Source organism: Methylobacterium sp. UNC378MF (genome assembly GCF_900103195.1).
Taxonomy (GTDB): Bacteria; Pseudomonadota; Alphaproteobacteria; order Rhizobiales; family Beijerinckiaceae; genus Methylobacterium.
In genome coordinates this window covers 1-11,489 of record NZ_FMWU01000059.1, presented here as the reverse complement: position 1 = coordinate 11,489, position 11,489 = coordinate 1, and the positions used below count along the sequence as shown (strand labels likewise).

The 11,489-nt window shown below is 66.1% G+C and carries 9 protein-coding genes and 2 pseudogenes; 3 read left to right on the top strand and 8 right to left on the bottom strand.

Features of this window, described 5'->3' with window-relative positions; all coding sequences use genetic code 11:
* Nucleotides 1-67: 67 nt before the first annotated feature.
* A protein-coding gene (locus BLT59_RS30075; protein WP_091788284.1) for an IS3 family transposase occupies nucleotides 68-1,209 on the top strand; the annotation gives its coding sequence in 2 pieces (ribosomal slippage) (nucleotides 68-335 and nucleotides 335-1,209; 1,143 coding nt in all).
* 39 nt (nucleotides 1,210-1,248) lie between these two features.
* Here the strand turns inward: BLT59_RS30075 and BLT59_RS30070 are convergent.
* From BLT59_RS30070 to BLT59_RS30040, 7 genes and pseudogenes are all read right to left on the bottom strand, one after another.
* A pseudogene (locus BLT59_RS30070) lies at nucleotides 1,249-1,542 on the bottom strand (TAXI family TRAP transporter solute-binding subunit); the annotation flags it as partial.
* A 467-nt stretch (nucleotides 1,543-2,009) separates the two neighbouring features.
* Nucleotides 2,010-2,930 (bottom strand): acetamidase/formamidase family protein, encoded by a 921-nt coding sequence (locus tag BLT59_RS30065; protein ID WP_091789806.1) that lies wholly within the window; start codon nucleotides 2,928-2,930, stop codon nucleotides 2,010-2,012.
* Between the two features lie 47 nt (nucleotides 2,931-2,977).
* Nucleotides 2,978-3,814, bottom strand: a complete 837-nt coding sequence (locus BLT59_RS30060) for an ABC transporter permease (RefSeq protein WP_091789803.1) — start codon at nucleotides 3,812-3,814, stop codon at nucleotides 2,978-2,980.
* A 1-nt stretch (nucleotide 3,815) separates the two neighbouring features.
* Entirely contained in the window at nucleotides 3,816-4,676 is an 861-nt protein-coding gene (locus BLT59_RS30055; RefSeq protein ID WP_091789802.1) for an ABC transporter ATP-binding protein, read from the bottom strand.
* An 11-nt stretch (nucleotides 4,677-4,687) separates the two neighbouring features.
* Nucleotides 4,688-5,800 carry an ABC transporter substrate-binding protein gene (locus BLT59_RS30050; RefSeq protein WP_244514208.1) on the bottom strand — a complete coding sequence of 371 codons (1,113 nt, stop codon included), beginning with the start codon at nucleotides 5,798-5,800 and terminating at the stop codon, nucleotides 4,688-4,690.
* Between the two features lie 718 nt (nucleotides 5,801-6,518).
* Nucleotides 6,519-8,762, bottom strand: coding sequence for an ATP-binding protein (locus BLT59_RS30045; RefSeq protein ID WP_244514207.1), 2,244 nt, complete (start codon nucleotides 8,760-8,762; stop codon nucleotides 6,519-6,521).
* Nucleotides 8,763-9,130: 368 nt separating this feature from the next.
* Entirely contained in the window at nucleotides 9,131-9,502 is a 372-nt protein-coding gene (locus BLT59_RS30040) for a hypothetical protein (RefSeq protein ID WP_091789796.1), read from the bottom strand.
* A gap of 187 nt (nucleotides 9,503-9,689) precedes the next feature.
* Between BLT59_RS30040 and BLT59_RS30035 the strand changes: the two genes are divergently transcribed.
* Entirely contained in the window at nucleotides 9,690-9,899 is a 210-nt protein-coding gene (locus tag BLT59_RS30035; RefSeq protein WP_091789793.1) for a YgaP-like transmembrane domain, read from the top strand.
* A 145-nt stretch (nucleotides 9,900-10,044) separates the two neighbouring features.
* Nucleotides 10,045-10,877: pseudogene (locus BLT59_RS30030) on the top strand (IS3 family transposase); the annotation flags it as partial.
* A 238-nt stretch (nucleotides 10,878-11,115) separates the two neighbouring features.
* Here the strand turns inward: BLT59_RS30030 and BLT59_RS30025 are convergent.
* Nucleotides 11,116-11,489 (bottom strand): transposase (locus tag BLT59_RS30025; RefSeq protein WP_139174165.1); only part of this gene is annotated, 374 nt, incomplete at its 5' end.

Sequence of the window (11,489 nt, the reverse complement as noted above, 5' to 3'; positions counted from 1 at the left end):
TTGACCTGACCGGCTGGTTTTGGACCGGGCTGATTGAGAGAGTCAGCTGGGACCGAAGGAGTCGGACATGCGGCGAGGTCAGAAGACGAGCGCGGAGCAGGTGGTGCTGAAGCTGCGCCAGATCGAGGTGCAGACAGCCCAGGGCAAGAGTTTGGCCCTGGCGTGCAAGGAGGCGGAGATCTCCGAGCAGAGCTATTACCGCTGGCGCAAGGAGTACGGCGGCCTTCAAGTCGATCAGGCTAGAAAGATGAAGGATTTGGAGCGGGAGAACGCTCGGTTGCGGCGGCTGGTAGCTGACCTCTCTTTGGAGAAGCAGGTGCTGGCGGACGTCGCTTCGGGAAACTTGTAGCCCCCGAGCGACGCCGGCAGGCGGTGGACGGGATCCGGGAGAAGTACGGTCTCTCGGAACGTCACGCCTGCCGGATCGTCGGTCAGCACCGCGGCACGCAACGCTACGTGCCGACCTTGTTGGCGGACGAGGATGAGCTGACCCGGGCCATCATCGCCCTGGCGTCCGAGTACGGGCGCTATGGCTATCGCCGCGTCACCGCGCTGCTGCAGGCGGCAGGGTGGCAGGTGGGCAAGGACCGGGTTCAGCGCATCTGGCGTCGCGAGGGGCTGAAGGTCCCGCAGAAGCACCGGCCGCGCAGCCGGCTTTGGCTGAACGACGGCTCGTGCGTGCGGCTGCGCCCGCTCCACCGCAACCACGTCTGGAGCTTCGACTTCGTGCAGGCCCAGACGCACGACGGCCGAACCTTGCGCATCCTGACGCTGATCGACGAGCACAGCCGGGCGTGCCTCGCGCTGAAGGTGGGGCGGCGGATCAACAGCCTCGGTGTGATCGAGGCACTGGCCGACGCCATGTGCCTGCACGGTATCCCCGAGCACATCCGCTGCGACAATGGCCCTGAGATGATCTCGAAGGCGCTGCGCAAATGGGTCGCCAAAGCTGGCTCGCAGATCCAGTACATCGCACCGGGATCGCCGTGGGAGAACGGGTACTGTGAGAGCTTCAACGGCAAGCTGCGCGACGAGTGCCTACGCCAAGAGATCTTCTACTCGCTGAAGGAGGCGCAGATCGTGATTGGTCTATGGCAATCCACCTACAACCGCGTCCGACCGCACTCGTCGCTTGGCTATCGGCCACCTGCGCCTGTCAGCTTCCCAGATCTGGCCTTCCGGCTACCCATGGCCGCTACCATGCAGTAGCCTCCCACTCGGCTCGGTCCAAAATACCGGTCAGGTCACTTCCTCATCGCCCTTCCATCCCGCCGCCAAGCTGTCGCCGAGCGTGAAAGCAAGTTCGCCTTTGCCGGCCTGGACCAAGTTGAGGTTCTCAACGGAAGCCTTGGTGGCCTGAACGGACGGGCGGGTTCCCGAAAGCTTCTCGGTGAAGATCTTCGAGAGCGCGACGCCCATCGGGTAGTACACACCCGAGGTGCCACCTGTGAGAATGGCGACGAAATCGTCGGCGCGCGCGGGGATGGCGAGGCTCAGGAAGGCAGATGCGCCGAGGGCGATCCCGGCGAGGCGTTTCGGCAAACCTGACATAAGCCCTCCCATATTTTGTTGTCGCCTTGAAGCAGATCTGACCCTCTGCGTCGATGCTCAATCCATCGATCAGGCCGATGTCCACTTCCGGGATTAGGTCGCCCGCGTCTGACTGGGTGGGAAGGGCGCAAAGCTGAACGGCCGGTTTTGCGATCATCTGCCATCGGGCATGGCGTAGTCTGGCAGAAAGCCGCCAGTCTGCTTCTGAGAAGGATAGCCGGGCAAGTGGGCAGGATTCAACTGGCTCGACCTGGGTGTTGGAGCCAATGTACTCCGCTTTTATTTATCTCTGGCACTTTATACGGGCGCTCCACTGTCACGTCCATTCGAGCCCCAAGGCGACCGCCATGCGGGTCAGGTCGAGGTTGGCACCATGCACCGATGAACTACAGGCCGAACTGCTTGGCTCGGTCGAAGCGCATCCAGCAATTGACTGGATTGCAGCTCTGCGACTCGACTCACCTGAAAGCGGCAAGGATCGCCTTCGGCACCTTGCAGATGTACGTGTATTTCGGATTGACCATTTGCGTGCAGCGCGCCTCGGCGATCTGCGCAAGCAGCAGGTAACCCTCCGGCTCAGGAATGTTCCACTCGTCGGCGAGCCAGTAGATCATGTCGGCGAAGGCGATGCGCATCGCATCCTCGAGCGGGCGGGCGCAGCCGAGCGTGCAGAGATGCGTGGGAGTCTCGATTCGCGGGTGGCCGAGTCGCGCCGGTGCGGGGACGAGGCTCACCCGCAGGGTGACGTTCGCGCCGATCTCGATCGCTCCCATGCCGACGGCTTCACCGTCGCCCTGGAGCGCGTGACAATCGCCGATGAAGAAATGCGCGCCGGGCTTCTCCACCCGCAGCATCACCGTGTTGCCGGTGGTGACCTCCTGAACGTCGAGGTTGCCGCCATGCGTGCCGTTGTCGACCGTCAGGACCGCGCCGTGGACCGGCGCGACGCCGATGACACCGGCCATCGGCTTCACCGGCAGCCGGAGCCGGTCGTTCCAGATGACATGGCCGTCGAGCACGTCGACGACCTTGGTCCGGATGCCCCATTCCTTGCGGCGCACCCAGTCCGGGAACATGCCGTGCCCGGGCCAGAGGGAGCTGTAGCCGCGCTGGCCAAGCTCCATGTCGAGGATCTCGACCTTCAGCATGTCGCCGGGCTTGGCGCCCGCGACTTCGATCGGGCCCGTCGCCCCGTTCACGAACGGGAAGGTGACGTCGGCTTCGGTCAGATTCTGCCCGAGCTCCTTGATGACGCCGTCACCGATGTTGATCACGCATTCGACCGTGACGATCTCGCCCGGCGCGATCGTCGCGACGAAGGGCTCGTCGCCCGAGAGGGCGTACTTGATCGTTCCCTGCTTGCTGATGCGCTGCATCACATGGGGCTCCTGGTGGCGATGGCGTTGGTCTTGAGGGGTGGCGCGGATCAGAGATGATCCCGCCAGGGCATGAGCATCCGTTCGGCCCGACCGACTAGGAAGGTCAGGACGAGGGCCAGCGCGATCGTGCCGACCAGCGCGGCGAAGACCTTCGGGATCGCGTAGAGCGATCCTGCCTGGAAGATGGCATGGCCCAGGCCCACGGACGACGACATGAACTCGCCGACGATGGCACCGATCAGCGCGAAGCCGACGGTGAGCTTCAGGCCAGCGAAGATGTCGGCGAGGCTCGAGGGCACGACGAGCTTGGCGAAGATCTGCGGCTTCCGCGCACCGAGGGTCCGCAGGAGGTTGATCTGGTCCGGGTCGACGCCGAGCGCGCCCTTGTAGGAGGTCACGAGGGCGACCACGACGACTGAGAGCGTCGACATCGCGACCTTCGAGGCGAGCCCCGTGCCGAACCAGATGATGATGATCGGGGCGAGCGCAATGATCGGGATCGAGCCGATCGCGACGATGAAGGGCTGGACGACCCGCGAGACGAAGGTCGAGTACCAGAGCGACAGGCCTGCGAGCGTGCCGACGAGATTGCCGATGAGGAACCCGAGCCCCGTCTCGAGGGCCGTCACGCCGGCATCGCGCAGGAGCGTGCCGTCGGCGAGGCCCTGCCAAAGGAACCGGCCGATCGCCGAGGGCGAGCCGAACAGGAAGGCTGATTGCGGGCTCAGGCGCGTCTGCCATTCCCAGACCGTCAGCAGAGCCGCGAGGAGCACGATCTGCACGAGCAGGACGAGCGCGCCTGAGCGCAGGCGCGCGCCATCGCGCGGCAGGGCATTCTGACTCTTCCCGGCGATGGGTGCCAGTCCGGTCACGGCGTCCGACATGTCAGGACCTCGCTGCAGCACGGCTGATGCCACGCCCGGCGCAACCGAGCGTGGAGCGTGGGATATCGAGATCGGCCCAGATCTGGCGGACGTAATCGCCGAAACCGGCGCTCTCCCGGGCCCCGATCATGTCATCGGGCGCACAGTCGAGGTCGATCGTGTAGCTGGCCTTGACGGCGGTCGGCCGCCCGCTCAGCACGAGGACCCGATCGGCAATCGAGACGGCCTCTTCGATGTCGTGTGTGATCAGGAGTGCGGACTTGGCCCCGTCGCGCACGAGCCGCACTGTGTCGGCCTCGATCAGCAGCTTCGTCTGAAAGTCGAGGGCCGCGAAAGGCTCGTCGAACAGCAGAACGTCCGGATCGTTGATCAGGGTGCGGGCGAGCGCCACGCGCTGGCGCATGCCGCCCGACAGGGTCGCGGGATAGGCCCCGGCAAACCCGTGCAGACCGAGCTGGTCGAGAAGCGCGCGCGCCCGCTCGTCGGCTTGCCCGCGCGGCATCCCGCGCAGTTCGGTGCCGAGCTTCACGTTGTCGAGGGCCGTGCGCCAGGGCAGCAGGAGGTCCTTCTGCAGCATGTAGCCGATCCCGCTGGGCGGGCGCCCGCGCCGGTCGAGGGGCGCACCATTCCAGAGGATGCGGCCCGAGTCCGCCGGCGTGAGACCGCAGACCGCGTTGAGGAGCGTGGTCTTCCCGCAGCCCGAGGGCCCGACGATCGCCACGATCTCTCCGCGGGCGAGCGCGAAGGTGAGATCGCCGACGACGGGCAGGAGGCGACCGCCCGTCCGATACGCCTTGGCGAGGTGCTCGACGGCAAGCGGGGGCGCGGGGTGGGGCGAGGGGTGCAGGGGACCTTGGGACACGGGAGTGCCGGTCAGCCGGCGCGCTTTGCGGCCTTGTCGGCAAACGTATTGTCGACGACCTGATCGAAGTTGAGCGTGCCCTTTATGTTTCCAAGATACTTTTGCATGCCCATCAGGCTTTCCCAGGCATCCTTTTCGGTCACGACGCTGGAGGCCGGGATTTTGTATTGCAGCTCAGCGTCGATCGCCGCGTCCACGACGTCACCCGGCAAATCTGGGAATTCGAGCCGTGCGACCTTCTTGGCGTAGTCTGGATCGCTGTAGGTCCTGCGCCCGGCCTCCTCGAAAGCCGTTACCAGGGCCTGCACGGTCGAGGGATCCTTCTGGATCGTCCCGGGCAGCACCATGATCCCGGTGTTACAGAAGGGCCCGACGTAGTTCGAGAAATCGAACACTATTTTTGCGCCCTGCGCCACCGCCTGCGCCACGCCCGGCTGGTAGGCGACCGCGATGTCGGCCGCGCCGGCGAGCATGGCGGCGATCTCGGTTCCGGGGCTGACCGGCACGATCGTCGCATCGACGCCGAGCTTCATCCCGTTGCTCTCGACGAGGCGCTTGGTGACGCTGAAGTTGGTGTTGGGCTCGGGCGATGTGGCGATCCGCTTGCCCTTGAAGCCCTTCGGGTCGGTGAAGGGCTCGACCGTCTTCGAGACCGCGAAGTAGTGGGCCCGCTGAACCACGGTGCCGACGACCATCCCGGGGCCGCCGTTCTCGCGCGAGATCACCACCATCGTGGGATCGCCGATGGCAAAATCCGCCGAGCCACCCAGCACAGCCGCGAAGGTCTGCGTGTCGCCGCCGGCGGCGCTCACCTGCAAGTTGAGGCCGTTCTTCTCGAAGATGCCGGCGTGCATTCCGACATAGAGGTTGATGTAGCCGAGGTTGTGGACGGCCTCGCTGAAGCGGACCGTCTTGAGGCTCGCAGCAAGCGCGGCCGTCGGCGCCAGCGGCGCACTGACCGCCAAGCCGGCCAAACTTTTCAGGATCGAGCGTCTACGGAGCAAGGGCGACCAAGATTGAGGCATACGAACTCCGGGAGACGTGAGTAAGCGATCGGTAGATTGCTGCAGACGTGCGATGGCTTCGGTATATGATCGTACGATTACCGCCGTCGGCCGGTTCACGACGCAAATTAGCTGCCAGATCAGGCGTGTGCTCCGGGCATTAGGGAGGCCAAGCTGCTCCTTGGGTTGCCCGCGACGGAAGGCGCACGCAATTGCTTCCAATTCGCTGCACCGCCATCACAGCTTGCGCTGTAGAATTGCATTTGGCTGCAGCAGGTCCGAAGCAGTCGACCAGATCTGGCCGTAAGCGGAATGGCTGCTTTGGACCGCGGGCTACGGGTAAGCGGACGTGTCGCGCGACTGAAGTGAGTACCTCCGAGTCCCCCCTTCCGCACCTCAGCCCCGCGGCCTAGAGCATTCACTTAGACCCAGACGGTGGTCCTCCAGCCGGTCCAGCTACCCTTTTGTGGCAAGTCGGATCGTGTCGTGAACCAAGCAAGCGAAATCGCCAACCTCATCGCCCTGCTGCTGCCACCAGCCGTGCTAGCGAACGCCGTTGATAGCCGACCTATTGTCCCGCTTCCGGGCCTCAAAATTCCGCACCGGGTCAGCGTAGAGTGAGAAGGGGCGCCCGGGTCACTAGGCGTCCATTCTCACGTTTGATATCTGGTCGTTCGGTCCGGCGTGTCCCTTCGGCCTGAGGCCGATCACCGGTAGCGCACCTGCAGTCGCCCTTCGCCGGACGGGCGTCAGAGCTCTTTCGCCTCCTGCTGCCAGGCCTCCCAGAGGTGTCATCCCGCCGGCGACCGCCGATTGATCGCGCCAACAGATCAGGATGTCAGGGTACGGCGCGGCGCCGCCTCCGCCCGGCGACCTTGCGCAACATGCGCGAGACCTCGTCGGCCGAGTACGGCTTGTGCAGCAGCTCGAACCCGTTGGCGCTTTCCTGCGCCAGGACGTGGCTGTACCCGGACGCCAGGATCACCGGCAGGTCGGGGAGCCGCCGCTTCAGGAGCTTGGCGAGCTCGATACCCCCCATGCCCGGCATGACCACGTCCGAGAAGACCACGTCGAAGCGGGCGCCATCCGCGCCCAGCCTTTCCAGGGCGTCCTCGGCGTTGGCCGCCCAGGTCGTGGCATACCCGAGGTCTTCCAGGATCTGGGTCGCGAAGCGTCCAACCTCGACGTTGTCCTCGACCACAAGCACCCGCTGGCCCGCCCCGCCCGGGTCGAGCGGTAACGCCTCGCCCGCGTCCTCGCCCACGTCAACGCTCGTGGCTAATTCCGCCTCGACTTCGGGCAGGTAGAGCGTGAAGGTCGTGCCGCGGCCAAGCGCGCTCTCGAAGGTCACGTCGCCACCCGACTGCTTGGCGAAGCCGAATACTTGGCTGAGTCCGAGGCCCGTGCCCCTGCCGACCTCTTTCGTGGTAAAAAACGGCTCGAACACGCGGGCCTGCACCTCGGGTGGGATACCCGAGCCGGTGTCGCTGAGGGAGACCGCCGCGAACGGACCCAGCGAACCGGCATGTCCCCGCACCGGGGGCAAGGGCACGCAGCACTCAAGCCGCAGCGTCAGCATCCCTTCACCATCCATCGCGTCGCGCGCGTTCACCGCCATGTTGACCAACGCGGTCTCGAACTGGCTGGCATCGACCCGGACGAAGCAGGGGGCTTCCGGCAGGTTCGTGACAACCTTGATGCGCGCGCCCGTGACCGTGTCGAGCAGGTCGGCCACGGCATGGAGCCGGGCGCCGACGTTGAGGGTCTCGGGCTTCAGGGTCTGCCGCCTGGCGAAGGCGAGGAGCTGGCCGGTCAGCTTGGCGGCGCGGTCCACCGTCTCCGAGACTGCGTTGAGGTACCGGCCTCTGCGCTCCTCGGGCAGGTCCGGGCGGCGCAGGAAGTCGACGGACGAGCGGATGATGGTGAGCAGGTTGTTGAAGTCGTGCGCCACGCCTCCGGTGAGCTGGCCGACCGCCTCCAGCTTCTGCGACTGCCTGAGCGCCGCCTCCGTCTCGATAAGCTGCGAGGTGCGCTCCTCGACACGCTCCTCAAGGGTCGCATTCAACGCTTCGAGCTTCGCGACGGCTCGGACCCGCTCGATGTGCGCCCACGAGCGCTCCGTCACCTCGGTGATCAGCGCAAGGTCGTAGTCAGACCAGGTGCGGGGCACGCGGTCATGGATGGCCATCAGCGCGGTCAGGCGGCCATCCTTGACGAGTGGCATGCAGATCGTTGCCGCGATGCCGATCGCCTGGAAGGTCGCAGCCTCCTCGGCCGCCAGTTCCGCCAGATTGTCGTTGATGACCAGGGGCCGGCCGCCCCCGAGGTCCTGGACGGCCCGCCTGCCGAAATCCGCGAGACTGTAGTGGCCAACGATGCTGGGCGAGCCTTCCGCTGCCCAGTCGCCCCGTATGGTGAACCCGTCCTCGTCAGCGTCCATGTCCGCGTAGGCGCAATTGGAGAGGCCGAGATGCTTGGCCACCATGCGGGTGGTGATCGCGAGGATCTCGTCCGCATCGGCGCTCTTGGCGGTTTCCTTCCCGAGCAGATCGAGGAACGCGAGCCGAGCCTCGTTGGCGCGCAGGGCCGCCTCGGCCTGGACGCGCCCGGTCGTCTCAGTGCAGGTGCAGAACATGCCCGCGACCCTGTCCTGCTCGTCGCGGACCGGCGAATAGGAGAAGGTGAACCAAGTCTGCTCATCGTAGCCGCGCCGGTTCATGAGCAGCGGCATGTCCTCGGACCAAGTCGGTTCGCCGGCGAGCGCCTTGGTGATGAGCGGGGCGATGTCGGGCCAGATCTCCCCCCAGACCTCGTGGAAACGCCGGCCGAGCGCGTCTGGGTGCTTGCCGCCGAGGATCTCGGCGTAGGCGTCGTTGTAGAGAAAGCCGAGCTCCGGGCCGAAGGCGACGAACATCGGAAAGCACGAGCCCAGCATCAGGCTCACGGTGGAGCGCAGGCAGGGCGGCCAAGTGTCGGGATGCCCGAGCGGCGAGCCGGACCAGTCGTGGGACCGCATCATCGCGCCCATCCGCCCGCCCCCTGCGAGGAAGAGCGGGAACTCGGTCACGTCGCTCTCAAGCATCGGTCATCGGGTTCGGTCCAGGGTGCAGGTTTACCAGCCATCTGATGGTAGGACCCTGGGAGTGGCAAGGATGTGCTCCGAACGAAGCATGCGGTATCTTGCCGTGTGTGTTCGTCGTCTCGCTACCCTTCATCTCCGCAGCGGCGACCTACGCCATCATCTGGGTCCCGGGCATACGGCCACCCCGCGGGTAGGCGCGGACGCCTACGACCAGAGACCCTGCCGTGTCGGCCAGGTGGGCAGGGCAGGCCACTGCCTTTGCCTTCGCGCTTCGTGCCGGGGTTATTCGCCCAGGATCGCTCCACCCTCGATGTTTGAGGAGGGCGGCTGAAGCGGGGGAACGTCCACTGCATCCACCCTCCGTGGGTTTAGTAGTCGTACGGGTCGAAGGCCGGACCGTAGCCGTAGCCAACCGGGCGAGGCCCGAACCGGCGCGGGCCGTAGTAGCCGTCGCGCTCCACCACGACGTCCCGCACGACCGGGCGGGGCCGGTACACGACCGGGCGTTCCTCCACGACCTCGCGGACAACCCGGCGCGCGGGACGCTCGACGACCACCTCGCGCACGACCTCGCGCGGCGGGACGACGACGCGGCGTTCCACGACCGTGCGCCGGGTCACCACCGTCCGAGGCGCATCGTAATCGCCGTAGCCGTATTCCGACGCCCGGGACGCCGTGGCGCCCAGGAGCGTGCCGCCGGCGATGGCCGCTCCGAGGACTGCAAGTGCGATCTTCCTCATGCTCTTACCTCGGTTGAAGTTCACAGCCGCAGGAAGCGGCCTCGCCAAGAAACGCCCGGAGGCGGCATTTGGCCGAGTCCGCGACGTTCTCCCGCGTCCCGCCAGGAGGACGGGGTCGGAACAGGCAGGTTCGGGGTCGGGTTCGCCAGAGACCCCCAACCCTGGAGAACCGCCCGTGACGAACCGAATGGCGCGCGACATCGTCAGCCTGCACACGAACCTGACCACTACGGAACGCGCCGTGTCGGTGGTTCTCGGGCTCGGCCTGGCGGCCGTTGCCGCGCAGCCCCGCCCCAACAAGCTCCTCAGCCTGGCCGCCCTGGTCGCTGGCGCGGCCCTGGCCATGCGCGGGGCCACCGGCCACTGCTCGATGAAGGCCGCCCTTCAACACGCCTGACCTTCCGCCACCGCGTCCGGCGAAACACGATTTGTTGCGTCGAAAACGATCTAATGTTGGATTGTGGGGCGAAGGCGGCTGATCCGCCCCCACTGAGGTGGTCCGCCCTGAAGTATGGCTTTCGGGCCAGGACGAGGACGGACAGATGGGAACGAAGCGGCACAAGCCGGAGGATGTCGTCGCCAAGCTGCGGCAGGTGGATGTGCTGGTCTCTCAAGGCCAGAGCGTCGGGGACGCGATCCGCTCGATCGGCGTGACGGAGGTGACGTACTACCGTTGGCGCAAGGAGTACGGCGGCCTGAAGAGCGACCAGGTCCGGCGCATGAAGGATCTGGAGACCGAGAACCAGCGGCTCCGGAAGGCGATCGCGGATCTCACGCTCGACAAACTGATCCTGCAGGAGGCTGCCCGGGGAAACTGACCAGCCCCGCGCGCCGACGCACCTGCATCGCGCATGTCATGGACGTCCTGCACGTCTCCGAGCGCCGCGCGTGTCGCGCGCTCGGGCAGCATCGCTCGACGCAGCGCAAGGTGCCGCGGGGCAGAGATGATGAGGCGGCGCTGACCGCCGATCTCGTGGAGCTGGCTCGCCGGTACGGGCGCTACGGTGACCCAAAGATCGGTGCGCTGCTGAAGGCGGCCGGCTGGTTTGTCAACGACAAGCGGGTCGAGCGGATCTGGCGGCGCGAGGGGCTCAAGGTGCCGGGCCGCCAGCCGAAAAAGGGCCGGCTGTGGGACGGGGATGGTTCCTGCATCCGGCTCAAACCGGAGCGGCGCGACCACGTCTGGTCCTACGACTTCGTCGAGGCGCGCACCCATGATGGACGCAAGTTCCGGATGCTCAACGTCGTCGACGAGTTCACCCGCGAGTGCCTGGCGATCCGCGTCGCTCGCAAGCTGAAGGGAGCTGACGTGATCGACGTGCTCTCGGACCTGTTCATGCTGCGCGGCGTCCCCGAGCACGTTCGTTCAGATAACGTCCTACGTAGCGAGGAAGGACGGCTGGCCAGGCAACAGGTCTCCGTCCGCGAACATGCGCCCGCGGTGTGTTTGTCGTCAACATCGATCCAGGCGGCTCCTGCCGATCCGGAAGAACTCTCGGCCATAGCGAACACAGGATCCAGCCGATGCACGCGGCATCGTGGTCCTCACCGTCCTCAACACGAGATGTCGATCCAGGCAGGAGACCCGAGCATTATCTACAGGGTCGTGGTTCTCACGCCCTCACGGCTCTGCTGAGAGGGGTTCTCCCACCTGGCCCCGGCCCCTCGACAAAGGGCCGGTAGCCGGCACCGGTCTTGATAACGGCGTGCACCACGCGCGCCATCTTGGCGGTGATCGCGGTCAGCGCCTTGCGCCGCAGGTCGGCATTGTGCCGGTCGCGGGCGATGTAGCGCTCGAACTTGTCGCGGAAGCCGTTCTCCCGCTGCCGAATGGCCACCTGCCCAGCCAGCCAGAGCGTACGCCGGAGCCGGGCGTTGCCGTACTTCGACAGCTTGGTCTGGCCGCGGAAGGTACCGGATTGCTGGGTGGCCAGATCGAGCCCGCAGAACTTCAGGAACTGCCGGTGATGGCCGAAGCGGCGCAGGT

Coding starts and splice junctions, on each gene's coding strand:
- BLT59_RS30060 (WP_091789803.1), bottom strand. CDS start 3,814: ATGTCGGACGCCGTGACCGGACTGGCACCCATCGCCGGGAAGAGTCAG.
- BLT59_RS30045 (WP_244514207.1), bottom strand. CDS start 8,762: ATGCTTGAGAGCGACGTGACCGAGTTCCCGCTCTTCCTCGCAGGGGGC.
- BLT59_RS30040 (WP_091789796.1), bottom strand. CDS start 9,502: ATGAGGAAGATCGCACTTGCAGTCCTCGGAGCGGCCATCGCCGGCGGC.
- BLT59_RS30035 (WP_091789793.1), top strand. CDS start 9,690: ATGGCGCGCGACATCGTCAGCCTGCACACGAACCTGACCACTACGGAA.